Origin of the sequence: Neorhizobium tunisiense (assembly GCF_039631515.1) — a bacterium.
Classification (GTDB): domain Bacteria; phylum Pseudomonadota; class Alphaproteobacteria; order Rhizobiales; family Rhizobiaceae; genus Neorhizobium.
Genome location: NZ_JBDIUU010000002.1, coordinates 852,489 through 876,060 on the forward strand (window position 1 = coordinate 852,489; position 23,572 = coordinate 876,060).

Below are 23,572 nucleotides of genomic sequence, written 5' to 3' on the forward strand. Positions count from 1 at the left end.
CCTATGCCTTTTTGCGCTGGCTTCGCTTTTGCAGGTCAGCGGCCATTTACCATCCAAATGAACATTTCAAACACGTTTCGATGTTAAAACTTCTCAACCAATCCAGTTGAAAAGTAACAGGCTTTCATGTTCCGCGTCTTCTCCTGCATCTTCGTCGAGCACGACCTTCGCTATATCGCCTGCGCAGTGCTGATCTGCGTGACAGGATCCTTCCTGACCATCCGGCTTTTTTCCCGTGCTCGGAGAGGGAGCGGGATCGAGAAGGTCATCTGGCTTTTCCTTGCTGGCTTCATGGGCGGATCGACCACCTGGACGACGCATTTTCTGGCCATGCTCGGTTATCTCTCAGGCGGGCAGGCGGGATATGAACCGGCTCAGACGCTCCTGTCTTTCGTGATCGCGGTGGTGACCGCCACGGTCGGTCTCGGCATTGCGATTTATGGCGGCCGTTCCGTGCTCGCCGAGGCCGGCGGCATGATCATGGGGCTCGGTATCGCTGCGATGCATTATACCGGCATGGCCGCCTACGAGGTGCCGGGCGTCATCGGCTGGGATCGCTCCTACGTGATCGCCTCGCTGATCTTTGCGGCCCTGTTCGGCGGTTTGACGACCAATCGCGCCCTGCGCCCGGTGACGCGCTTCTGCCAATATAGTTCCGTGCTGGCGATGATCCTGGCGATTGCCACGACCCATTTCACCGCCATGGGTGCGATGGATGTCATTCTCGACCCCCGCGCCGTGCTGCAGAACGAGGTCGTTTCGCCGGTCGTGCTCGGCTTCGGCGTGCTGTCGCAGATGCTGATCCTGCTGGCACTGACGGCGGCCACCTACCTGATCGATGCCCGCACGACCCAGGCCGCCGTCGAGCAGTATCGCCACCTTTCCCTGCATGACGCGCTGACCGGTCTTGCCAATCGCGCCGCCTTCAACGAGCAGCTCGCCGATATCGCGGCGCGTCCGGTGGACCTTGCCGCTCGCATCGCGGTGTTATCCTTCGATCTCAACCGCTTCAAGGAGATCAACGACGTGCATGGCCATGCGGCCGGCGACGAGGTGTTGCGGGCGATCGGCGGCCGGCTTGCCGAGGCGGCCGGCGAGGGCGAGTTCATCGCCCGTGTCGGCGGTGACGAGTTTGTCGCGCTGAAGCACATGTACTACAAACGCTCCGACGCGATGGCACTTGCCAATCGGCTGCTTGCCGAAATCTGCAAGCCGATCGAATGGAACGGGAATACGCTGACGGTCGGCTCGAGTGTCGGTATCGCGCTCTATCCCGGCGAAGCAAAGACGGTCGACGATCTGCTGGCGCATGCGGATGTCGCCATGTACCGCGCCAAGCAGTCCGGCGACAACGTGATCTGCTTTTACGACTCCTCGATGGACCAGGCGGCCCGCGAACGCAACGCGCTTGCCATGGACATGCGCTCGGGGCTCGTGGCAGGGCAGTTCGAACTTTATTACCAGCTGCAGAACGATACGTTTTCGGGAGAGGTGGTCGGTTTCGAGGTCCTGTTGCGCTGGAACCATCCGGTGCGGGGTCTGGTCTCACCCGGCGAGTTCATTCCGATCGCGGAGCGCACCGGCTTCATCGTCGAGCTTGGCGACTGGGTGCTCCGGAACGCCTGCGCCGAGGCGGCGACATGGAAAAAGCCGTTCGGCATCGCCGTCAACGTCGCCTCCCAGCAGCTTGCCGATCCGAAATTCCCGACCAGGGTTCGTGATATCCTCGGGGAGACAGGGCTCAGCGCCGGCCGGCTCGAGCTGGAGATCACCGAATCCGGCATCATCGCCGACCATCAGCGGGCGCTTCAGACCGTTCGCCACCTGAAGAGCCTCGGCGTCAAGATCGCCATGGACGACTATGGTACCGGCTATTCGTCGCTTTCGACGCTGATGTCCTTCCCGTTCGACAAGATCAAGATCGACCGTACCTTCGTCGATGGGCTTTCCAGCAACGAACAGTCGGCGGCGATCGTGCGCTCGACGCTAATCCTTGCCTCGAGCCTGCACATCCCGGTGCTTGCGGAAGGGGTGGAGACGGATGCGCATATCGCCTTCCTGCGCAGGGAAGGCTGCATGCAGGTCCAGGGCTACCTTTTCGGCAAGCCCGGTCCGCGGGCGGGGATCGAGCACATCGTCAATGGCGAGACCGAGGACGAGATCATCCTGCCGGCTGCCAAGGTCGCCTGAACTCGCGCGTCAGCGCCGGGGTTCGCCCCCCGGCGCATAGACCGTCTTCTGCTCGAAGCGGAACTTGTGGCCGCACTGGCTGCAGCGGATCATGTATTTGCGCGGATCGGTCGAGGCGAATTCCGTCAGGAAGCCTTTCGGCAGCTCATCGATGCGAAAATCGCGATTGCCCTGCCGTCTGTCGTCGGTCTCGGAAACCTCGGCAAAACCGACATTGCCGCACTGGGAACATTCGAGCTTTCGGGAATAGCGGTCGCGTGCGGCCATGCTTGTCTCCTTCTTCGGGGGGCCTTCTAGCCGAAGCTCCGGCACAAAGCAAAACGCCGGAACCAGGTTCCGGCGTTTTCCATCGAGGATTTACCGTTGCTTCAAGCCGGCCGTCTAGCGGCGGCACTCGCCGGACGCGACGACGCCGAAGCCGGCGTTCGCCGCCTCGCAGGCATTCGGGAACGTCTGGGTACGTCCACCCTGCTGGCCGCAGACGGGACGGTATTCTCGCGTGCAGAAGCGGGGTTGCTCTGGCCTTCCGGGACGGCCCGGCTGGTTCCAGTCCGGGCGGTCGGGTCTCTGCGGGCGATCCCAGTCGGGACGGTCTGGCCTGCCGGGGCGATCAGGCCTCTGGGGACGGTCCCAGTCCGGCCGAGGCCGTTCCGGCGGGTAATAGCCGCCAGGCCGGCTGCTGCTATCGACGCAGGCCGACAGCAGCGGTATCAGAAGGAAAATGGCCAGTTTCTTCGACAGGCCAATCAAGGAAGACATTGCGACTCACCCTCGGTTTGAGTTCGGGACCGAGTCTATCCAAATACTTGTGACAGAAGAAGGTCAGTCGAACAGGCTGGAGACCGAGGATTCCATCGCCGTGCGGTTGATCGCTTCGCCGAGCAGGTTGGCGGTGGTGATGACCCGGATGTTGTGCGCCGACTGGACCGCCGTGGTCGGCTGGATCGAGTCGGTGATCACCAGTTCCTTGAGCTTGGAAGCGGCGATGCGGGCGACCGCGCCGCCCGAGAGCACGCCATGAGTGATATAGGCGGTGACGCTGGTGGCGCCGTGGTTCAGAAGCGCCTCGGCCGCATTACAGAGAGTGCCGCCGGAATCGACGATGTCGTCGATCAGCAGGCAGTCCTTGCCATCGACCTCGCCGATGACGTTCATCACCTCGGACTCGCCGGCGCGTTCGCGGCGCTTGTCGACGATCGCCAGCTGACAGTCGATGCGCTTGGCAAGCGCACGGGCGCGGACCACGCCGCCGACGTCGGGCGAGACGACCATGACGTTGTTGAGGTCGTAGTGTTCCTTGACGTCACGGGCGAGAACCGGCACCGCAAAGAGATTGTCGGTGGGGATATCGAAAAAGCCCTGGATCTGACCGGCATGCAGGTCGAGCGTCAGCACGCGGTCGGCACCGGCCTCGGTGATCAGGTTGGCGACCAGCTTTGCCGAGATCGGCGTGCGCGGGCCGGCCTTGCGGTCCTGGCGGGCGTAACCGAAATAGGGGAGCACGGCGGTGATGCGCTTGGCCGACGACCGACGGAAGGCGTCGATCATGATCAGCAGTTCCATCAGGTGGTCGTTGGTCGGGAATGACGTGGACTGGATGATGAAGACATCTTCGCCGCGCACGTTTTCCTGAATTTCAACGAAGATTTCCTGGTCTGCAAATCGCCTTACACTGGCTTTTCCGACTGGAACATTTAGATAGCTGCAGATCGCGTCGGCAAGGTGCCGGTTCGAATTGCCTGCGAAAACCTTCATTGCGGTCCGCCTGTTTTGAAGCTGGATGCGGGCCTTTTACCGCCGCGGCCTTCGAATGCAAGTGCGTTTCTTACCCGCTCACTCTTTTTTATGAAGAAACTGTGACCCGTGGCTTTTGAGGTTCAGTCCGGGATCGGCCCGGCCGGGCCTCTCAGCCTTGGGATTGGCGCCAGGCGACATAGTCCTGGATCGTCTTGGCGGCGATGGTCTCCATGGTCGAAGCGGGAACCGAAGCCCAGGGGTCCTGGCCGCTGCCGGGCACGCTTTCCTGGCCCTGCATGCGGTGCAGCCGGGCGCCGGAACCGTCGAGGATATCCCAGACATAGACGATGGTGACCTTGCCGTTGTCGGTGAAGGCGGAGAAGTAACCTTTCAGGATGTGCTCGGTGCTGTTGTCGCTCGACGGCCGGATCGTCAGCCCGTTGGCGCGGGCCTGGGCACCGAGCTGGCGGGAGAGCGGCGTCACCGCCTGCACCGGAGCGCCGATGATCGGCAGGAAACGGACCGTCGGGCCGGATGCGGGCGGCAGCGAGGCGCCCTGCTGCTGGCGGGATTGCTGCGGCTGGGGCGCGGCCGCTGGCTGCTGCGCCTGAGGTTGCTGCATGGTCTGCTGCTGGCCCTGGCTCCCCTGTCCCTCCCATTGCGGCGGGGCGCCGGAGGAGGAGGGCGAGACGGCGCTGCCGGATTCCAGCGCCCGCGCCTGGGCTTCGAGCGTGTTCTGGGGGCCGGAGCGATAGCCGCCGCTATAGGTTTCCGGCTGCGACGAGCTGGCCATGCGGTCGGTTTCGGCCTGGGTCACCGGCGAGGAGGCCCTCGCGCCACCGCCGACATTCGCCTGCGGGGTCAACGCTTCCGTCGTGTTGCAGGAGGCAAGCACGACCGCCAGCAGGGCAGCGGACAGCAGTGTTCCGAAAAGCCGCATGCCCCGTCTCCTGCCTCAGATTCCTCGGCGGGAGCTTAGGGTTGGCGTTCCCAACCTGTCAATCGCCTGATTTTCGCGGCGTTCAGCGCTGAATGAGCTCCAGGGTGTGGCGGGAAAGTGGCTGCGGATCGCCTTCGGTCGTCAGGTAGGTGTGGCCGAGGGTCATGGCGGCGCCGCTGTCGGAATCCATGATGATCATGTGCACGAACAGCGTCATGTCCGGCAGGATTTCCTGCGGATTGCCGAAATGGAACATCTGGTGCTCCATCCAGGACGGCGAGAACCGCGCCCCGAGCGAATAACCGCAGGCGTTGAGGCGGTGGCGCGACAGGCCGCGCTCGTCGAGAATGCGAGCATGGGTGTCGAAGACGTCGCCGAAAGTCTGGCCGGGGCGCAGAACCTCCTCGATCGCGGTGATGGTTTCGAGGCATGCCTTGTGAAGCTCGCGGTGGCGAGGCGACGGTTCGCCGACGATGACCGTGCGCATCATCGCCGCGTGGTAATGCGCGGCCGCGCCCGCCCATTCGAGCGTCAGCTGGTCGGTCGAGTCGAGCTTGCGGCGCCCGGCCTTGTAGCGGCAGAGCAGCGCGTCGGTGCCGGAGCCGATGATGAATTCGTTGGCGGGGTAATCGCCGCCGCCGAGAAAGACGGCGCCCTGCATGGCGGCGAGGATTTCCGCCTCGTCGCCGCCGGCCTTGATCAGCGGCAGCGCCGCATCGAGCGCGTCGTCGGCAAGTTCGGCGGCACGCCTGGCAAAGGCGATTTCGGCCGGGCTTTTGACGAGACGCAGCGTGCTGACCAGGTAGGAGGCATCGCTGATCTGGCCGAAGGTGGCGAGCTGGTTGTCGATGAGGCGGGCGACGCGCCCGGTCATGCCGTGGGTATCGTATTCGACGCCGATCCTGGCGCCGAGCAGGTCCATGTCGCTCAACAGGTTCTTGAGGTCGAGGGTCGGGTCGGCATTCACCCGGTCCACCCAGACGACGATGTTCTCGACGATCGAGGTGTGGCGGGCCTGGCGCAGGTCGGCGGAACGGGTGAGCAGCGTCATCGCCCCGTCCGCCTTGACGATCAGGGTCTGGAAAAAGCAGTAGCCGAACGTGTCGTAGCCGGTCAGCCAGTACATGCTTTCCTGGGCGAAGATCAAAAGCGCATCCAGCTTGTCGGCGCGCATCTTCTCCGTCAGCCGCGCCAGCCGGTCGGCGTATTCGCTCCTCTCGAAATGCAGTGCCATATCAATTCTCCCGAAGTGCGATTGCTGAAATCTGACGGCCGTAATCCGGCTCTTTGGCATGGGTGGTGCGGCGGTAGGAATAGAACCGTTCCGCATCCGGATAGGTATCGAGACCGAGGCTTTCGGCCCGCACGCCTGATGCCCTCAATCGGTTGATGGTCAGCGACGGCAGATCGAACATAGAATGCCCCGCGTTCGATGACGGTGTGAAGAAAGCCTCGTAGGAGGGATCGTAGCTCAGGAACCGTTCGACGAATTCCGGGCCGACCTCGTAGCTCGCCGGACCGATCGAAGGGCCGAGCACAGCGGTGATGTTTTCGCGCACCGCGCCCAGCGAGAGCATCGCCTCGATCGTGTTCTCGATCACGCCGGTCAGCGCACCCTTCCAGCCGGCATGGGCAGCCCCGATCACGCCGTTCTCGCCGTCGGCAAACAGGATCGGGCCACAGTCCGCGGCAAGCACGCCGAGCGCCACGCCCGGCGCGCTCGTCACCATCGCGTCGACTTTAGGCCGCTCGCCGGAATAGGTCTCGTCGACGATGAAAACATCGGGTGAATGGACCTGGTGCACGGTCGCGAGCTTTTCGAGCGGCAGGCCGAACCAGGCAGCAACGCGGGTACGATTCTCGGTCACCCTCTCGCGGTCGTCGTCCGAGCCGATACCGACATTGAGGCCGGCATAGAGGCCTTTAGAAACGCCGCCCTTGCGGGTGAAGAAACCGTGGCGGATACGGGCGCCGGCCCTGTCGTTCAACAGGGGGCTCTCGATCGGCTCCGGCAAGGGTCTGTCCTGCATCGGCGGTTTCTATCCTGTTGATTTGAAGGGGTTTTGTGCAAGCTTTCGAAATACGCCTGCTGCTTCGATCTAGGGCGAGAGTGGCGCAAAAAAAGGGCGGATGTCAATCGGGGACAGTTGGAAGAAGGCGTGGCAATGGGAGCGGCCCACCCCCTCACCAACAAAATCCAAGACTTAGCCGTCGGCTAAGATCCTGATTTTGTAACCTCTCCCGCCAAGAGAGGGAGGTAGACTCGCGGAGGCTCGGCATCTTTAGCTCTCTCCTGGCGGGAGAGGTAGTAGTTTCAACACCTTAGCTTTGGCTAGGTGTTGGAAATTGCAAGTGAGGTGGTGGGAGTGGCGCCCAAGTGTCCCTCTCACTCCACCGCCCGGAACGGCATCAGGTTCAAGGCCGGGCTCGATACCGCGATAACTTTGAAGAGTTGGCCCATTTTGCCGGCACCTTCGCCGGCCAGCCGGTCGACGGCGGCGGCGATCAGGCGTTGCTCGGGAGGCTCCTTGTCCTTGGCGAGCGCGGTGGCGCGTTCCGCAAGACCAAGGCCGAACAGGAAGTCGCCTTGATGCAGGGCGCCGTTCAGGTGCACGCCCACGGAGACCGCAATGCGCGCCAGGTCCTCGAAGTCCACATGGCTGGTCAGATCCGCTTCGCCGGGATGTTCGAGCGGCGGATCGTAGTCATGGTAACGGATCGCCTGCAACGTATCGCCGAAACCGGTGACCAGATGGCCGTAGTCGATGATCAAAGCCGTGCCGCCGAAGGTCCGCAGGCGTTCGCACAGCGTCAGCATGACGGCCTGCCGGGCCGGTGACAGTTCGAAGATGGTGCCGTCGGGAATGCCGGCGACGGGCGAGGGCAGCAGCTGCGGATCGAGCGTGGCGATGCCGACAGCAAAACCGAGTTCGTCCTCGGCGGTCAAGCCGACGAGGCGTTCGCGAAAACCGGTCGGCGTCTTGACGAACTGGCGGATCGGGATCGCATCGAACAGCTCGTTGGCGGCGATCAGCGTAAAACCTTCGGGAATGTCCTCGAAGCTGTCGTGCCAGGAGATCTTGGTGGAGAAGGCCTCGAGCGTGATGCGCTGGACGCCGCGCAGGCGCTCGCTGGTCTCGACCAGATGCACGTGCAGGTCTTCGAAGAACCGGGGCGCGATGCGCTTGATCACCCGCAGCATGTCGGCCATCATCGTGCCGCGGCCAGGGCCGATCTCCACCAGCCGGACGCCCGTCGGCGTGCCGTGCTGCTGCCAGGCATGCACCATGAAGACGCCGACCATCTCGCCGAACAGCTGGCTGATCTCCGGCGCGGTGATGAAATCACCATGGCGGCCGAAAGGCTCGCGGGTGCGATAATAACCGTATTCCGGATCGGCTAGGCACAGCGCGAAATAGTCGGTCACGCTGATCGGGCCGTTGGTGCGGATCAGGGTCTTGATCTTTTCGGTGAGGGGGGTGCTCAACGGGCGTGCCTCCCCTCAGGCCTTCGCCGCGGACGTTACCGCGGCGCGGGCACGGAGAATGGCCCAGACACCTGCCGCGATCATCGGCAGCGACAGGATCATGCCCATGGTCAGCCAGTTGGTGCCGAGCAGATAACCGAGCTGCGCATCCGGCTCGCGAAAAAACTCCACGAAGATGCGGCAGAGCGCGTAGCCGATGACGAAGGTGCCGGCGATGGTGCCGGGGACCTTCAGCGCCTTGAACCGGAAGATCATCAGGGCGAGGACCAGCACCAGCACGATGCCTTCGAGGCCAGCTTCGTAGAGCTGGCTCGGATGGCGCGAGAACGGCCCGCCGGTCGGGAAGACGACCGCCCAGGGCGCGTTGCTGAGGCGCCCCCAGAGTTCGCCGTTGATGAAATTGGCGATGCGGCCGAAGAACAGGCCGAAGGGCACGACGGCGGCGACCGTGTCGAACATGCTCCAGACCGGAATGGCATTGCGGCGGGCGAAGATGATCATCGCGATCGTTGCGCCGATGAAGCCGCCGTGGAAGGACATGCCGCCGTTCCAGATCTCGATCGCCCGGATGGGGTTCTGTACCACGGACGCCAGGTCGTAGAACAGGATATAGCCGATACGGCCGCCAAGTACGATGCCGGCTGCGACCCAGACGAGGAAGTCGTCGAGCTGGGGGGCCGTGATCGGCGACTGGCCGTCTCTCCACAGCGAGCCGTTCGCCGCCAGCCGGCGCGCATAAAACCAGCCGAGCATGATGCCGGCGACATAGGCGAGCCCATACCAATGGATGGCCAGCGGGCCGATGGAAAAGGCCACCGGATCGATGTTCGGGAACGGCATCAGAGCGAAAAGATGAAGCGCTTCGTACAAATTACAAGGTTCTCATACAAACCGTATTGTCGCGGAACATGGCGTTGCGCTCATCGCCGGTCAAGGCGAATCTCCGGGATTGCCCTTTTAACCCCAGTGAAGTTCCGCGATTGCCCAGAACCCTCAGCTACTCTTCATCTGTATCAACTGAATAAGGTTTCCGCAGGTATCGTCGAGCACCACCATACGGACAGGACCGGCATCCATCGGTTTCTGGGTGAAGGAGACGCCGAGCGAGACAAGCCTTTCATATTCGGAATCGATGTCGTCGACCTGGAACGAGGTTGCGGGGATGCCGTCCTCGACGAGCGCCGTCTTGAAGGGCTTGGCGGCGGGGTGTTCGCTCGGTTCGAGAAGCAGTTCGGTCCCCTCGGGATTTTCGGGGGAGACGACGGTCAGCCAGCGGTGTTCCCCCATGGGGATATCGTGCTTCACCTTGAACCCCAGCACACGTGTGTAGAAGTCCAGGGCTTTCGACTGGTCGTCCACAAGGACGCTCGTGACGTAGATTCTCATGGAAAGATCCTTTCTAGAGATGGTTGCGGAGCCACAGGTCGACGGCTTCTCGCAACGGACCGGGATCGAGAGAATGGATCCTGGTCCGGCCTGACCATTCGACACGAACCAGTCCGGCTTTCTGCAGCATGTCGATGTGCTGGGTGACCGCCTGACGCGAAAGCGCCATGCCGTTCTCCGCGAAAAAGAGAGCGCAGATTTCGAACAATGACTGGCCCGGGCGTTCGCGCAGGCGGTCGATGATCTTGCGACGAGTGGGATCGCCAAGCGCTTTGAATATGTGATCGAGATCGTCATCGTTCATGGCATCGAATATGCAATGAAATTATTGCATGTCAAGGATGAGTCGGCTGCGCAGCAAGCGTACGATTTGTCCGAGGCGCGGTGGCAGGTACATCGGATGATGCTTGCAAGCGGCCCGCACAGGCCCTACTTGATCCCTATGGACATTCGCCGGCCCGGATTGCCGGCCAGACGATATGGGAGTTCAGGACATGGCAACCGGCACGAACCGCATTCTCGACGATTTCGCGCGGCTGATGACCGATGCGGCCGGCGCTGCCCAAGGGGTGCGCAAGGAGGTCGAAACCGCATTCCACGCCCAGGCCGAGCGGTTTCTCAACAATATGGATATCGTCAAGCGCGAGGAATTCGAGGCGGTCCGCGAAATGGCCGCCCGCGCCCGCGACGAAAACGAAGCGCTGAAGGCACGGATCGAAGCGCTGGAAGCCAAGCTTTCGGGGCAGTAATCCGCGTTTTCGGGGACGAGCTTTCTCTCTTACCCGGGATATAGCACTCGGCTTGTTAGCTAAGATGCTGTTTTCCTTCCTCCCCCAAGGGGAGGTGGCGGTTTCGTACCGGAATATCTTCCCCGCCCTTTTGACTCATGCCTACAATCTGCCTGCTTCCGTCGCCGGAGTGTTTCGCGAGACGTTCGCGGGCAGGCGGGGGCCGGCGCTTTCACCGGAACCGTAACGTGCGGGGATGGTGGAAGAGGTGAAAGCCATGGGTCAGGGGCAACCCGAACCCTATCAAGCCTCCCCCTGGCCGCCGGGCCGGGTTCGGTTGAGCCGTGCAAGTGGCAAGGTTTCCCGAAAGGAAGCCGCGAATAAAGCCACGCAGCGAGGCGAGGTGATCACCTGTAGGGGCAGGACACCCCGAAAAGACGCCGAAGGCCACGCGAATGCGGAGCCACCTTTAAAAAATCTATCGAGGTTCCGCATTCGTGTGGGCTCTCCGATCATACCGTGCCGAACAGATTTTCGGCGCGGGCGCAGGTGTTGAAACCAAAAAAATGACGCCCTGTGGACACATTCAAAAAAGCCAGTGTCCAGAGTCGCTTATGACTCCGTTCTGATCTCCGTTGCGAACAAGTTTAACGATTTGCCCATGTAAAAACCGAGGGAGGGGCTGGCAGCCGGACTCCGTCTAGGTACACTGATTTTAAAGGATGATTCGAAACGGCTTGGTAAGCTCCAGACAGGGTGACTGCGTTATTCTGGAAGCGTCGGACGATCATCGACAATGTTGTTCCCGGTCAATTGTTCGCGTGTTTTGGCGTTTTACCGCACGAATTCGCATTCATCCCGGTCAAGAAGGTGCCGCATGACGCTTATGGAAATGGAAATCGAACGCCAGTCGAATCCGGTCGATATGATCGAATTCGTTGCTGCCTCGAACGATTGGACGTTCGAACGGTCGGGTGAAGACGAGATCGCCATGACCGTGGAAGGCCGTTGGACGGACTACCATGTTTCCTTCTCCTGGATGGAGGAGTTCGAAGCGCTGCATCTCGCCTGCGCTTTCGACATCAAGATTCCCGACGCCCGCGTCAACGAGGTCATCCGCCTGCTGAGCCACGTCAACGGCCAGGTGCTGATGGGACATTTCGACGTATGGCGCCAGGAAGACGTCGTCATCTTCCGGCAGTCGCTGCTTTTGGCCGGCGGCGCCGAACCCAACAACCAGCAGGTCGAAGTGCTGCTTTCGAGCGCGCTCGAAGCCTGCGAATCCTATTATCAGGCGTTCCAGTTTGTCGTATGGTCGGGCATGGAGGCGAAAGCCGCCATGGAAGCCGTTCTGTTCGAAACCGTGGGCGAATGCTGATGGCCTTGGGTCATTTGGGATCCATCATTCTGATCGGCGCCGGCAATATGGGCGGCGCCATGCTGTCCGGCTGGCTGAAGAAGGGCGTGCCCGGCGCGTCCGTGACGGTCATCGACCCGTCGCCTTCCGATGCCATGAAAACGATGATCTCCGAGGCTGGTGCGCATCACCTTACCGCGTTGCCCGACGGTGCATCCGCGGATATCCTGTTCCTTGCGGTGAAGCCGCAGCTCATGGATGCCGTCCTGCCACCCCTGAAGCCGGTTGTCGGTTCGAATACCGTGGTCGTGTCGGTCGCGGCGGGCAAGACGCTCGCCTATCTCGAAAAGCATCTCGGCGAAGCCGCCATGGTGCGAGCCATGCCGAACACGCCTGCCATGATCGGCCGCGGCGTGACCGGCGCCTATGCCAATCCCAAGGTCACCGACGCGCAGCGCGAGGCGGTGCAATCGCTGCTCAAGGTCAGCGGACCTGTGGAGTGGGTTTCAAGTGAAGCGGATATCGATGCGGTGACGGCCGTTTCGGGTAGCGGCCCGGCCTATGTGTTCTATCTCGTGGAGTGCATGGCGGAAGCGGGCCGGAAAGCAGGCCTGCCGGCGGACCTCGCCATGCGGCTCGCGCGGGAAACTGTCTCGGGGGCTGGCGAACTCCTTCACCAGTCCCCCGATGACGCGTCCAGGCTTCGTCAGAACGTCACGTCTCCGAATGGCACGACCGCTGCGGCACTCGCCGTGCTGATGGCGGACGACGGCATGCAGCCGCTGTTCGACAAGGCGATCGCGGCCGCCCGCAACAGAGCCGAAGAACTCGGCGCCTGAGTGAGTTCGAATGGCTGAAGAGATTACCTATTCCGACTTCGAGCGTGTCGACATCCGCGTCGGCACGATCGTCGAGGTCGAGGCTTTTCCGGAAGCCCGAAAGCCGGCGTTCAAGCTGAAGATCGATTTCGGCCCGGAGATCGGCATCAAGAAATCCTCGGCGCAGATCACCGTGCATTATACGCCGGAAACGCTTGTCGGACGGCAGGTGCTGGGCGTCGTCAATTTCCCGCCGCGGCAGATCGGGCCGTTCCGCTCGGAAGTGCTGACCCTCGGTTTCGAGGACGAGAGTGGCGCAATCGTGCTTGCCGCCGTCGAACAGCCGGTGCCGAACGGCAGGAAGCTGAATTAGCCCGAGCGGCGGCGCGCTTCATCCCGCCTGATGGGCAGGGTTGATCGTCAGTGGATATCGCGGCTGTCGACCTCAGTTAACCTGAACGACCGGAATTCGACCTCGAAGCCTTCGCGTTGCGGCGAGCAGAAGGTCATGCCGACGGAGAGATCGCTGAGTTCCGGCGGGAAATAAGCGAGCCGCGCCATTCGCCAGTCCGGCTGGGTATCGGTTCGGTACTGGACGAAGAGGGCGTCGCCCATGCGGGTGACGCGGACTGAGATTTCCTCGAAATCGTCGGTGAGGCGGAAGGCGGACCAGTCGGAGTGGCCGTTGGTCACCACCACGCTGAAATGGCGGGCGCCGTCGGTGAATTCGACGCCGCATTTCATCCAGTGTTTTTCGTTATGGCGGATCATCAGGCCGGCCTGGTCGTAGAGTGCCTCGTAGCGGCCGACGAAGGTGGTTTCGGCGGTGAAATCGCCATTTCGCGTCCGATGGAGGAAGTGGCCGCTGTCGCGGTGAAAGCCGTAATAGGTGCCCTGCCAGAAATCGGTCTCAAGGCCGGAGCGGGCGATCAGTCTGCCATCTTCCTCACGACTTTCCGGCGGCGGGTTCAGCCAGGTCATTTGGGAAAGGTCGATCGGCATCGGTTCCTCGAAAGAATGATCAGGCGGGAACGCGCACGACGGCGCGCAGGCCGCCGCGGGGGCTGTCGGCGAGCGTGACGTTGCCGCCATGGGCGCGGGCGATGTCGCGGGCGATCGCGAGGCCGAGGCCGGTTCCGGACGCGTTGAGGTTGCGGGCCTCGTCCAGGCGGTAGAACGGCTTGAAGACGTCCTCGCGAGACTGCGGCGGAATCCCCGGGCCGTCGTCGTCAAGCGTCAGTGTCAGCCACTTGGCGCTATGGCGTGCATCCACATGGAGCGTCCTGGCGTAACGCTCGCTGTTAGAGACGAGGTTGCCGACAAGCCGAGCGAAGGCATTCGGCCGCACCGCGATCTCGTCCTCGCCGTCGATCTCGTAGGTCATGGTCTTGCCGTGCAGCGCAAATTCCGACCGGAGCTTTTCAAGCAATTCACTCAACCGCAGTTCGCCGAAATCTTCTTCCGCTTCGCCTTTGGCGAAGGCGAGATAACCTTCCAGCATCGATTGCATGTCGTCGACATCCTGGCTCATGCCCGCCAGTTCCGGCTTGTTGCCGGCGAGCGCCAGCTGCAGCTTGAAGCGGGTGAGGATGGTCCTCAAGTCGTGGCTGATGCCGGCGAGCATGGCGGTGCGCTGTTCCATCTGGCGCTCGATGCGCTCGCGCATCTGGATGAAGGCAAGGCCGGCGCGGCGGATTTCGTCAGCGCCGCGGGGGGCGAAACCGTCGGTCTTCTGCCCCTTGCCGAAGCTTTCGGCGGCGCGCGCGAGCGTCAGGATCGGCCGGATCTGGCCGCGCAGGAAAAGGATGGAGATGATCACCAGAACGAATGCCGCCCCGATCATCCAGACGAGGAAGATATGGGTGTTGGAGGCATACGTGGAGCCGCGCCGGACAAAGACGCGCAGCACCCTTGTGTCGAACTTGATGCGGATCTCGACGAGCCGGCTGTCTCCGATCGTGTCGATCCAGAAGGGCATCTGGATCTGGCGGGTGATCTGGTCGGCGAGGATATCGTCGAGGATCTCGAAGAAGGGGCGCGAACGGGGCGGCGGCAGCTGGCCGTTTTCCTCGACTGCGATGGTGAGGTTCAGTGCGTCGCTGGCGATGCGGCTGATGGCGTCATAATTGCTGTCCTGGGGATAGGCCTGGATCACCTCGATGATGCCGGCGATATCGCGAACCGTACTTTCCGAAAGGCGTTCGGTCACCATTCGCCAGTGTCGTTCCATGAAGACGGAGGCAACGATGCCCTGCAGCAGCAGCATCGGCAGGATGACGATCAGAAGCGAACGGGTGTAGAGGCCGGTCGGCAGGCGGCGGCGCAGCCAGCGGGTCATCGGGCGCCAGCCCGGCAAGGTGAGCCGGTCCATGTCGCGCTTCAGAGGGTCGAAAAGTGCCATCCTGCCTTCAGCCTGTGCCGGTCTCTTCCCGGCTAATCGATACTCAGCCTGTATCCGATGCCGCGCACCGTCTGGAGATAGACGGGGTTGGCCGGATCCTCCTCGATCTTACGCCGCAAACGATTGATCTGCACGTCGATCGTGCGCTCGCCGACCTCCGCATCGTCGCCGATCAGTTCGTGGCGGGGAATGGTATCGCCGGCCCGCAGCGCGAAAAGCAGCATGATCTCCTGTTCGCGGTCGGTCAGCCGGATGGTCTCGGCTGCCTTGCGCAATTCCTTGCGAGGGATGGAGAAGGTGAACGGGCCGAACATGATCTGCTCGATCTTAGGCGTATCGGGCGAGGTGCTGCGGCGCAGGATATTGTTGATGCGCAGCACCAGTTCGCGCGGATCGAACGGTTTCGACAGATAGTCGTCGGCGCCGGCTTCGAGGCCGGCGATGCGCGATTCCGACTCGGCGCGGGCCGTCAGCAGGATCACCGGGACCGTCTTGTTCTGGTAGAGCGACTGGGTGAGCGAAATGCCGGATTCGCCGGGCATCATCACGTCGAGAATGATCAGATCGAAATGCAGGCCTTCGAGCTTGCGGCGGGCTTCGGCGGCGTCGCCCGCGACGGTGATGCGAAACCCCTGCTCCATCAGGTAGCGGTTCAGAAGGTCGCGGATGCGCGTGTCGTCATCGACCACGAGAAGATGAGGTGCATCATCGGAAGGGGGCGGTGTCGTCATCTCAAAGGTCCCACTTAGTCCAGGTCGCTGTCGATAGGCTCAAGGCTTTCGTCGCGGCCGCGCATGCGGCGCAGGAATTCCTTGACCGAAGCCCGCGTGTCGGGGGTCAATTCCTCCATGGCGCGAGCGATACGGCGCGATTGCGGCTCGGAAAGGGCGAGAGCCAGCTCGCGGCCTGCAAGGGTCGGATAGAGCCTGCGCTGGCGACGATCCTTGGCGCCGGCCATCTGGCGAATATAACCCGATTCGATCAATTGCTTGAGGACGCGCGCAAGGCTCTGCTTGGTGATCTGCAGCGTGTCGAGAAGATCGGTGACCATCATGCCCGGCTGGCGGCAGACAAAATAGACGACGCGGTGGTGGGCGCGGCCCATGCCGATCTTGGCGAGGATCGCATCCGGATCGGACACGAAATCGCGGTAGGCGAAGAAAAGCAGTTCGATGGTCTCGAAGTCGATCTGGGCTTCGTCGACTGCCGGCATTGCCGGCATGACCTTCTTGACGGCTTTTCCCGTCGATGCGCGCGACACTCGCGTTTCCTTTCCCTTTGCGGCTGCTTGCCCCAGGGTCCGAAGATCTTGGGGGCCGAAGCTCTTTATTACCGATCTCGTACTGTAACCTGCCGCACGTCATAAAGCGCGATCAGGCTGAACAATCAACAGCATTTGTTGGGGAGGGCGGAGGGACGCGAGCCACAGAGAAGGGCGCTGCCGAACAGCGCCCTTTGCGGTGGAGCTCAATCGTAGATATGGACGATACGGCGGGTGCCGGGATCGACAAGAACCGGGCGGTCGTTGACGACGACGTAATCGTACTCGTAGTCCGGCACTTGCTGGACCACGACCTCGGGCGGCAGCGTCGCGCCGATCGCCACTTCATTGCGGACATAGACCGGCCGGACCGGGTGCTCTTCGATGTAGCTGATGACGGTTTCCGGCGGTTCGACGGCCTCGACCGCACCGACCGGGCCGAGCAGGATATCGCCCGGACCCGGAACGGGAGCCGGCGGGGTGACGCTTGCGGTCGTCTCATAGGTGACGGACGGTACTTCATACTGGGTGCGGTATTCCTCGACAGCAACCGCCGAGCCGTTGTGGCGGATGGTCAGGTATTCCGCATAAACCCAGCCGCGCATGCCGTTGACGTCGATGCGGCACCATTTGCTACCCTGGAGGCAACCGTCCATCATCGCCGGGCTGCCGCGGGTGGCCATCCCGATCTCTGGATAGTTCTGGCCGGGACCGGAGCGGACGATGATGTCCGAAGCGGTGGTGGTCGTCATCTGCGCCTGGACGGGCAGGGCAAGCGCCGAAAGGACGGCGCCGAGGCCAAGCCACTTCAATTCCGGGCATTTCAACCAAGTCGTCATGGTTTCTCTCCTCATGTTGACTGGCAGGGTAACACCCGCATGTCCCGGTGGTTCCGCCGAATGCGGGTGGATTCTGCAAGCTGTGGCGGGGGTGCCACAGGTAGAATGGGGTACGGAACCTTTGTGCCGCCAACCCATTGACCCCGCCATAAGCACCGGAGAGACCCATGACGAACCCGACCGCGACCGCCCAGACCTTCACCGCACTGCCGCCGATCAGGATGGAAACGTCCAACGCAGCCAATCCGCTCAGAAGTGTTCTGGTGACCGTTTTCGTGCTGAAGATTACGATTGCAGCTTTCCTGATTGCCACCGTATCGCTCGCACCGCCGGTTTCCACCAACGCGCATTACACGACCCTGGCCTCGAACTGATCTTTTCGGCTGAAATGCCCTCCGTTTATCGGTATATCCCGGCAAGCATCATCGTTCAGACCGAGGCATCATGGGCAAGTTACAGGCCGGTATCATTCCGGTTACGCCATTCCAGCAGAACTGCACGATCCTTTTCGACGAGGAGACCAAGCAAGGCGTGGTCGTCGATCCGGGCGGCGACGTGCCGACGATCCTCCAGATCATCAAGGAAAACGGCATCACGGCCACGGAAATCTGGCTGACGCACGGGCATATCGACCATGCCGGCGGCGCCGACGAATTGCGCGAGGCTCTCGGCATCCCGGTGGTGGGGCCGCATGAAGCGGACTTGCCACTGCTGCAGCGCCTGGAAACGCAGGCGGAAAAATTCGGGGTCAAGATGGAGGTGCGCAACGTCTTGCCGGACCGCTGGCTCAACGAAGGAGACACGGTGTCGTTCGGCGAGCATGTCTTCGAGATTTTCCATTGCCCCGGACATGCGCCCGGACACGTGATCTACTACAACCGTGCCCAGGGTTTCGCGCATCTCGGCGACGTGCTGTTCAACGGCTCGATCGGGCGCACGGATCTGCCGGGCGGAGATCACGATACGCTGCTCGCTTCGATCCGCGACAAGGTTCTGCCGCTCGGGGACGAGGTCGGGTTCATCTGCGGCCACGGGCCGGGCAGCCGGATCGGCGACGAACGGCGCACCAATCCATTCCTCCGCGGCCTCTGAGGTTGAAACCGCGACAGCGTATGATCAAAAAAACCCGGCATGTCTGCCGGGCTTCAACTCGAAACAGTAAGCCTCGAAAGGCTTAACCGGCGATCTGCAGATTGACGGCCTTGGGGCCTTTGCCGCGACGATCCGGTTCCGTGTCGAAGCTTACTTTCTGGTTTTCAGACAACCCGGACAGGCCGGAAGCCTGTACGGCAGAGATATGAACAAAGATATCGGCGCCACCATTGTCAGGCTTGATAAAGCCGAAGCCCTTGTCGGTATTGAAGAATTTTACAGTGCCAGTCTCGGCCATGCAGCAGGTCCTTTTCTCTCTGTCCGTGTTCAGCGGCGGACAGCATCACAGTGTAGCCCCGAAGGGCGGCGGCAGGCAGCTTTAAGAAAGGGTCCCTGTCTTTACCGCGATGACCGGCAGGAATTGCTTTGAAATCTCCGCCCCCGGCCTACCGCCCGAAGTCTTAGCGCCTTCGGAGCGCGTCATTATAGGTCTTCCCATGCTCGTAAATTGCCCGAACTTGCACAGAGTGCTGTGTTTATCGAAAATTGGCAAGAAAAAGTTTTTTGAATTGTCGCCACAAAGTCAAATTGCAAATCGCGGGAACCCCTGAAAATGCGGGCTTTGCGCCTTTCCTGATATTGCGGGAACGCGATTCCATCGCTGGCATTGCTTTCCTAACCTTCTTCTGTCCCGTTTTGAGGCAAATGGCGCGAAAAGAAAATTTTTTGCCGCTTATATCTGCGAATGAACGTCGGAGTACGTTTCAGGCCGGTATTGCGGGTGACGGCGGCATGCATCCCAAGCGCTAAAACTGCAGTTCCCTTGTATTATTCCCCGCTGGATTGCCGGCGGCCGAAAGCGCGGGCAGGCCTTGCGAATACCGGTTTGGCCAAGGCCGGAGGAGGTAGGGCTGCGGCAACCCGGCTGACGCCAAGCGTGATGTCGTTGCCAGCTGCCTGAAGCGGCGCGAAGTCGGCCAGGCTTTCCGGAAAGCTCTCATTGAATGTCGTCGGGGCGAGTTCAGGCCTCGCAAGTGCATAACCCTGCATCAGCGGCACGCCGAGTTCTTCGCAGAGATCCACCTGCCAAAGCTCTTCAAGCCCTTCGAAGATCGGTTCGATACCATCGTCGAGTATTTGCCGGACGATGACGCGCAGCAGCGCGTAACCGGCGGAGTTGTCGAGGAAGTCGCGCACCCACGCGGCCTCGAATTTCACGTAGTCCGGCTTGATGCGTTTCAGACGGTCGAGATCGGAATCGCGGGCGCCATAGTCGTCGATCGCGATGCGGAAGCCGATCGCCTGCATGTGCTCGGTGAAGGCGACGACGATGTCGTCGGCCGTGCCGGATCTTTCGGAGATTTCGCAGACGATCCGATCGGGCGCCAGGCCGGCCTCGTGGCTGGCGACCTTGATCCGATCCACTTCCTGGCGCATTTCCTGGGGCGTGCGGAAGAGGCCCGGATGGAACTTGACGAAAATCCCGGCGCGGGACCGGTTCAGCCGGCCGGTGTTGAGGATGTGGATCGTGCGCAGGATACTGTCGACATCAGCCATGTCGACCGGCGAAACGAGCGGAAAAAACTCGGCCGGCGAGACCGGTTCGTTGTCGCGGGAGGCGCGCAGCAGGCCCTCGAAAGCTTCGATTTCAAGGCCGGTTTCCGGGCCTGAGCGAAAGATCGGCTGCAGCGCGGATTGCAGCAGGAAAGGACCGTAGACGGTGGAGAACGACCCATTGTCGCTGCGAACCAGATTGGCGAAGATGCTTCTCGGCGTCATGCCCGTGCCCGTCGATTTCCGTTATCCATCCCTCCTGGTTGTAGCAGCCAAGGGTTACGCGGTTGTAAACAAGGTTTCGAAGGTTTTAATCAGCTTCTTTCATGGCTCACATTCAAGCTTTGTGCTTGAAACGGCGTCATAGTTTAGACATAGAGCGTACGGGCGGTTTTCGGCGCGCGATGCCGCCGTGTTCAACAGCTCTTCAGGACGAAGATTATGGCCTTTCTTGCCGACGCACTTTCCCGCGTAAAGCCCTCTGCCACCATCGCCGTTTCCCAGAAAGCCCGCGACCTGAAAGCAAAGGGCCGCGACGTGATCGGGCTCGGCGCAGGCGAGCCGGATTTCGATACGCCGGAAAACATCAAGAAAGCCGCCATCGACGCGATCAATCGCGGCGAGACCAAATATCCGCCGGTTTCCGGCATCCCGCAGCTTCGCGAGGCGATCGCCAAGAAATTCAAGCGCGAGAACAATCTCGACTACACGCCGGCCCAGACGATCGTCGGCACGGGTGGAAAGCAGATTCTTTTCAACGCCTTCATGGCAACCTTGAACCCGGGCGATGAAGTGATCATCACGGCGCCCTACTGGGTGTCCTATCCGGAAATGGTCGCCATCTGCGGCGGCACGTCCGTCTTCATCAAGGCGAGCCAGGAAAACAATTTCAAGGTGACGGCCGCCGATCTCGAAAAGGCGATCACGCCGAAGACCAAGTGGTTCCTGTTCAACTCGCCGTCCAACCCGTCGGGCGCCGCCTATACCCATGACGAGTTGAAGGCGCTGACCGACGTGCTCGTCAAGCACGAGCATGTCTGGGTTCTGACCGACGACATGTACGAGCACCTGACCTATGGCGACTTCAAGTTCGTCTCGCCGGCCGAAGTGGAGCCAAAACTCTACAACCGGACGCTGACGATGAACGGCGTGTCCAAGGCCTATGCGATGACAGGCTGGCGTATCGGTTATGCGGCCGGCCCGCTCGAACTGATCAAGGCGATGGACATGATCCAGGGCCAGCAGACGTCCGGCGCCTGCACGATCGCCCAATGGGCGTCGGTCGAGGCACTCAACGGCCCGCAGGACTTCATTCCCCAGAACAAGAAGATCTTCGAAGCCCGCCGCGATCTGGTGGTCTCGATGCTGAACCAGGCGAAGGGGATCGTCTGCCCGTCTCCGGAAGGCGCCTTCTACGTCTACCCGTCCTGCGCCGGCCTGATCGGCAAGACCGCGCCGTCGGGCAAGGTCATGGAGACGGACGAGGATTTCGTCACCGAGCTTTTGGAAACCGAAGGCGTCGCCGTCGTCCACGGTTCGGCCTTCGGCCTCGGCCCGAACTTCCGCATCTCCTATGCGGCTTCGGAAGAACAGCTCGAAGAGGCCTGCAAGCGGATCCAGCGCTTCTGCGCCAACTGCAAGTAAGCTTGCCTCGATCTTGACAAGAGAGCCCGCCGGCGACGGCGGGCTCTCTTGCGTTCTGGTCGCCGTTGACCACGGGAGCGGCCGGACATACATTTCCTTTATGAAAACCGTTTCTCTCCGCGAAGCCCAGGATCGCCTCGACGAACTTGCCCAGGATGTGGAGCAGGGCGAGACCGTGACCGTGACACGGGACGGCAAGCCGGTGTTTGATCTGGTGCCGCATACGGAGCGGGGTGGTTATGATCCGGAAGCCGGGGAGGCCTATCTGCGCTCTAAAGGTATCGTGCGTAAGAAGGGCTTCATTGCGGATGACTTCGATGATCCTCTGCCTGAGGATTTTCTCTTAAGGCCACTCCCCTGATATGCGGCTTTTGCTCGATACTCACATTGCACTCGCCATGGTGAATGGAAGTTTCGAGGATCAATTCCCGACCGTCAGACGCTTGCTGATCGAGAACATTGCAACTGGGTTCGTGAGCGTAGCAAGTATCTGGGAAATCGCCATCAAATCCCGGTTGGGGAAACTGGCGACCGATATCCCCGTCGAGCAGATACCGGATTTTCTCCGGTTTTCGGTCCTCACCATCCTCCCGATCGACATCCCGCACGTCATCACCGCCGCAGAACCTGAGCCCGATACGCGCGATCCTTTCGATCGGCTGCTTTTGGCACAATGCCAAGTCGAAGGGTTGCAACTCGTGACGATCGATCGGGCGCTTGTAGGGCATCGGCTGGCGTTCAAATTCTAGGTAAGCGTCGCTTTGTCCGACCTATCCATCAGCTCTTGGTCAACTTCAGGATCGTCGATTCCCCGCCGCCGCGCTGTTCGGTCACCGCATAGACGGCACCGTCGGGGCCGACTTTGACGTCGCGGATGCGGGCGCCGAGCGGCACGCGTTCTTCGTAGGCGACCTTGTCGCCATCCATGTGGATGACCACGATGCCCTGGGCGACGAGGCCGCCGATTAGGAAAGAGTTCTTCCATTCGGGAATGGCATCACCGTCATAATAGGCCATGCCGGACGGGGCGATGACCGGGTCCCAGAAATAGACCGGCTGCTCGGTCTCCTTCATGGCGGTGATGCCCTTGCCGATCGGCCGGCCGCTATAATCGATGCCGTAGGTGACTTCCGGCCAGCCGTAGTTCTTGCCGGCTTCCGGGCGGTTCAGCTCGTCGCCGCCACGCGGGCCGTGTTCTACGGTCCAGAGGCGGCCCTGTCCGTCGAGGGTGGCGGATTGCAGATTGCGGTGGCCGAAGGACCAGATTTCCGGCCGGGCGCCCTGGCGGTCGACGAACGGATTGTCGGGCAGGGCCTTGCCGTTCACGTCGATGCGGAAGATTTTCCCGAGGCCGCTTGAGAGATCCTGGGCCTGGACGCGCGGCTGCGGGTCGGACCGCTCGCCGACCGTCACGTAGAGTTCGTTGGCGGGGCCGAAGACGAGGCGCGAGCCGAAATGTTTGTTGCCGTCATAGCTCGGCATCTGGCGGAAGATGACTTTGAGGTTTTCCAGTCTGCCGCCGCCGCGGTCGTCGGGGACGAGTTTGGCCGAGGCGACCGATGTACCGTTGCCGTCGTCACGCTGTTCGGAGAAGGAAAAGAAGATCGTGCTGGAGGTGGCGAAGTCCGGAGCGAGCGCCACGTCGAGCAAACCGCCCTGGCCTCCGGAGAGCACTTTCGGCACGCCCTCGATTTTCGGGCCAGCCTCGCCTTCTTCCGAGACGATGTGCATGGCACCCTGTTTGGCGGTCACCAGCATCCGGCCGTCGGGCAGGAACTCCATGGCCCAGAGATGCGGCAGGCCATCGGCGACTACCTCCTGCGCGATCTTCGGCATCCGGGCCGGCTGCGGAGCGCGCGTCTGGTTGGCGAAGGCGGGTTTCTGGTCGCGGGCGTTCGGCGCTTTGGTTTCCGCGGGTTGGCCGGCGTTCTGAGCAGGAACGGGGCCGGCCAGCAAGGCGAGCGAGAGGGCCGAACCGGTCGCGAGAAGACTGAGGCGTTTCATCATGGACTCCCTTTAGTAGGGCGGAATTACCGCCGAGACCTGCAACGACACTTCTCGCACGCGGCGAAGGAGTATCTGGCAATGGCCTTCATCTAGGGCGTTCATAGGCAAGCGCCGTACACAGTTCGTTCAAG

27 protein-coding genes and 1 pseudogene are annotated in these 23,572 nt (G+C 61.7%); 10 read left to right on the forward strand and 18 right to left on the reverse strand.

Annotation, left to right across the window (positions count from 1 at the left end; translation table 11 throughout):
• The first annotated feature begins 126 nt into the window (after positions 1 to 126).
• Positions 127 to 2,190 carry a putative bifunctional diguanylate cyclase/phosphodiesterase gene (locus ABCW43_RS13280; protein ID WP_345925011.1) on the forward strand — a complete coding sequence of 688 codons (2,064 nt, stop codon included), beginning with the start codon at positions 127 to 129 and terminating at the stop codon, positions 2,188 to 2,190.
• 9 nt (positions 2,191 to 2,199) lie between these two features.
• Here ABCW43_RS13280 and ABCW43_RS13285 read toward each other — a convergent pair whose 3' ends face one another.
• The 10 genes and pseudogenes from ABCW43_RS13285 to ABCW43_RS13330 form a co-directional block, all read right to left on the reverse strand.
• Positions 2,200 to 2,457: a hypothetical protein gene (locus ABCW43_RS13285; protein WP_037076303.1), complete on the reverse strand. Its 258-nt coding sequence runs from the start codon at positions 2,455 to 2,457 to the stop codon at positions 2,200 to 2,202.
• A gap of 114 nt (positions 2,458 to 2,571) precedes the next feature.
• Positions 2,572 to 2,715: pseudogene (locus tag ABCW43_RS13290) on the reverse strand (hypothetical protein); the annotation flags it as partial.
• Between the two features lie 297 nt (positions 2,716 to 3,012).
• On the reverse strand, positions 3,013 to 3,945 hold the full coding sequence (locus tag ABCW43_RS13295) for a ribose-phosphate pyrophosphokinase (protein WP_210008933.1): 933 nt from the start codon (positions 3,943 to 3,945) through the stop codon (positions 3,013 to 3,015).
• 151 nt (positions 3,946 to 4,096) lie between these two features.
• Positions 4,097 to 4,867, reverse strand: coding sequence for a hypothetical protein (locus ABCW43_RS13300; RefSeq protein WP_345925014.1), 771 nt, complete (start codon positions 4,865 to 4,867; stop codon positions 4,097 to 4,099).
• Between the two features lie 82 nt (positions 4,868 to 4,949).
• Entirely contained in the window at positions 4,950 to 6,101 is a 1,152-nt protein-coding gene (locus ABCW43_RS13305) for a M24 family metallopeptidase (protein WP_345925016.1), read from the reverse strand.
• A 1-nt stretch (position 6,102) separates the two neighbouring features.
• Positions 6,103 to 6,897: a peptidoglycan editing factor PgeF gene (pgeF, locus tag ABCW43_RS13310; protein ID WP_345925018.1), complete on the reverse strand. Its 795-nt coding sequence runs from the start codon at positions 6,895 to 6,897 to the stop codon at positions 6,103 to 6,105.
• 356 nt (positions 6,898 to 7,253) lie between these two features.
• Positions 7,254 to 8,354: a class I SAM-dependent methyltransferase gene (locus ABCW43_RS13315; protein WP_345925020.1), complete on the reverse strand. Its 1,101-nt coding sequence runs from the start codon at positions 8,352 to 8,354 to the stop codon at positions 7,254 to 7,256.
• 15 nt (positions 8,355 to 8,369) lie between these two features.
• Positions 8,370 to 9,194, reverse strand: coding sequence for a prolipoprotein diacylglyceryl transferase (gene lgt / locus ABCW43_RS13320; RefSeq protein WP_445738943.1), 825 nt, complete (start codon positions 9,192 to 9,194; stop codon positions 8,370 to 8,372).
• Between the two features lie 153 nt (positions 9,195 to 9,347).
• Positions 9,348 to 9,740, reverse strand: coding sequence for a VOC family protein (locus ABCW43_RS13325; protein ID WP_345925024.1), 393 nt, complete (start codon positions 9,738 to 9,740; stop codon positions 9,348 to 9,350).
• Between the two features lie 13 nt (positions 9,741 to 9,753).
• The gene (locus tag ABCW43_RS13330; protein WP_345925026.1) at positions 9,754 to 10,044 is read right to left on the reverse strand and encodes an ArsR/SmtB family transcription factor; all 291 of its coding nucleotides are present in this window, start codon (positions 10,042 to 10,044) and stop codon (positions 9,754 to 9,756) included.
• Between the two features lie 190 nt (positions 10,045 to 10,234).
• On the opposite strand from ABCW43_RS13330, the gene ABCW43_RS13335 reads away from it, so the two are divergent.
• The 4 genes from ABCW43_RS13335 (at position 10,235) to ABCW43_RS13350 (ending at position 13,016) form a co-directional block, all read left to right on the forward strand.
• Positions 10,235 to 10,489, forward strand: a complete 255-nt coding sequence (locus tag ABCW43_RS13335) for an accessory factor UbiK family protein (RefSeq protein ID WP_233953679.1) — start codon at positions 10,235 to 10,237, stop codon at positions 10,487 to 10,489.
• An 856-nt stretch (positions 10,490 to 11,345) separates the two neighbouring features.
• Complete coding sequence (locus ABCW43_RS13340) at positions 11,346 to 11,846, forward strand: type III secretion system chaperone family protein (RefSeq protein ID WP_046631097.1); 501 nt, start codon at positions 11,346 to 11,348, stop codon at positions 11,844 to 11,846.
• Positions 11,846 to 12,664, forward strand: a complete 819-nt coding sequence (proC, locus tag ABCW43_RS13345) for a pyrroline-5-carboxylate reductase (RefSeq protein ID WP_345925030.1) — start codon at positions 11,846 to 11,848, stop codon at positions 12,662 to 12,664. Before ABCW43_RS13340 ends, proC begins: the two co-directional genes overlap by 1 nt.
• 10 nt (positions 12,665 to 12,674) lie before the next feature.
• On the forward strand, positions 12,675 to 13,016 hold the full coding sequence (locus ABCW43_RS13350; RefSeq protein WP_345925032.1) for a tRNA-binding protein: 342 nt from the start codon (positions 12,675 to 12,677) through the stop codon (positions 13,014 to 13,016).
• Between the two features lie 47 nt (positions 13,017 to 13,063).
• On the opposite strand, the gene ABCW43_RS13355 is transcribed toward ABCW43_RS13350, so the two are convergent.
• The 5 genes from ABCW43_RS13355 to ABCW43_RS13375 form a co-directional block, all read right to left on the reverse strand.
• A complete protein-coding gene (locus ABCW43_RS13355; RefSeq protein WP_345925034.1) occupies positions 13,064 to 13,645 on the reverse strand; it encodes a DUF1349 domain-containing protein in 582 nt (193 codons plus the stop codon).
• Positions 13,646 to 13,664: 19 nt separating this feature from the next.
• A complete protein-coding gene (locus tag ABCW43_RS13360; protein WP_345925036.1) occupies positions 13,665 to 15,044 on the reverse strand; it encodes an ATP-binding protein in 1,380 nt (459 codons plus the stop codon).
• A 32-nt stretch (positions 15,045 to 15,076) separates the two neighbouring features.
• Complete coding sequence (locus tag ABCW43_RS13365; protein ID WP_210008943.1) at positions 15,077 to 15,775, reverse strand: response regulator; 699 nt, start codon at positions 15,773 to 15,775, stop codon at positions 15,077 to 15,079.
• A gap of 14 nt (positions 15,776 to 15,789) precedes the next feature.
• Positions 15,790 to 16,266, reverse strand: coding sequence for a MarR family winged helix-turn-helix transcriptional regulator (locus ABCW43_RS13370; RefSeq protein ID WP_345925470.1), 477 nt, complete (start codon positions 16,264 to 16,266; stop codon positions 15,790 to 15,792).
• A gap of 245 nt (positions 16,267 to 16,511) precedes the next feature.
• Positions 16,512 to 17,159 (reverse strand): DUF1236 domain-containing protein, encoded by a 648-nt coding sequence (locus tag ABCW43_RS13375; protein WP_445738933.1) that lies wholly within the window; start codon positions 17,157 to 17,159, stop codon positions 16,512 to 16,514.
• A 152-nt stretch (positions 17,160 to 17,311) separates the two neighbouring features.
• On the opposite strand from ABCW43_RS13375, the gene ABCW43_RS13380 reads away from it, so the two are divergent.
• Positions 17,312 to 17,518 carry a hypothetical protein gene (locus tag ABCW43_RS13380; RefSeq protein WP_345925041.1) on the forward strand — a complete coding sequence of 69 codons (207 nt, stop codon included), beginning with the start codon at positions 17,312 to 17,314 and terminating at the stop codon, positions 17,516 to 17,518.
• Positions 17,519 to 17,588: 70 nt separating this feature from the next.
• Positions 17,589 to 18,236, forward strand: coding sequence for an MBL fold metallo-hydrolase (locus ABCW43_RS13385; protein ID WP_345925043.1), 648 nt, complete (start codon positions 17,589 to 17,591; stop codon positions 18,234 to 18,236).
• Between the two features lie 82 nt (positions 18,237 to 18,318).
• Here the strand turns inward: ABCW43_RS13385 and ABCW43_RS13390 are convergent, their stop codons facing one another.
• Positions 18,319 to 18,534 carry a cold-shock protein gene (locus tag ABCW43_RS13390; RefSeq protein WP_003494703.1) on the reverse strand — a complete coding sequence of 72 codons (216 nt, stop codon included), beginning with the start codon at positions 18,532 to 18,534 and terminating at the stop codon, positions 18,319 to 18,321.
• A 530-nt stretch (positions 18,535 to 19,064) separates the two neighbouring features.
• The gene (locus ABCW43_RS13395) at positions 19,065 to 20,015 is read right to left on the reverse strand and encodes an EAL domain-containing protein (RefSeq protein ID WP_345925096.1); all 951 of its coding nucleotides are present in this window, start codon (positions 20,013 to 20,015) and stop codon (positions 19,065 to 19,067) included.
• A 216-nt stretch (positions 20,016 to 20,231) separates the two neighbouring features.
• On the opposite strand from ABCW43_RS13395, the gene ABCW43_RS13400 reads away from it, so the two are divergent.
• The 3 genes from ABCW43_RS13400 (at position 20,232) to ABCW43_RS13410 (ending at position 22,183) form a co-directional block, all read left to right on the forward strand.
• Entirely contained in the window at positions 20,232 to 21,434 is a 1,203-nt protein-coding gene (locus tag ABCW43_RS13400; protein WP_345925098.1) for a pyridoxal phosphate-dependent aminotransferase, read from the forward strand.
• Positions 21,435 to 21,534: 100 nt separating this feature from the next.
• Complete coding sequence (locus tag ABCW43_RS13405; protein WP_345925100.1) at positions 21,535 to 21,795, forward strand: type II toxin-antitoxin system Phd/YefM family antitoxin; 261 nt, start codon at positions 21,535 to 21,537, stop codon at positions 21,793 to 21,795.
• A gap of 1 nt (position 21,796) precedes the next feature.
• Positions 21,797 to 22,183, forward strand: coding sequence for a type II toxin-antitoxin system VapC family toxin (locus ABCW43_RS13410; protein WP_345925102.1), 387 nt, complete (start codon positions 21,797 to 21,799; stop codon positions 22,181 to 22,183).
• Positions 22,184 to 22,211: 28 nt separating this feature from the next.
• Here ABCW43_RS13410 and ABCW43_RS13415 read toward each other — a convergent pair whose 3' ends face one another.
• Entirely contained in the window at positions 22,212 to 23,438 is a 1,227-nt protein-coding gene (locus tag ABCW43_RS13415) for a PQQ-dependent sugar dehydrogenase (protein ID WP_345925471.1), read from the reverse strand.
• Positions 23,439 to 23,572: the final 134 nt, after the last annotated feature.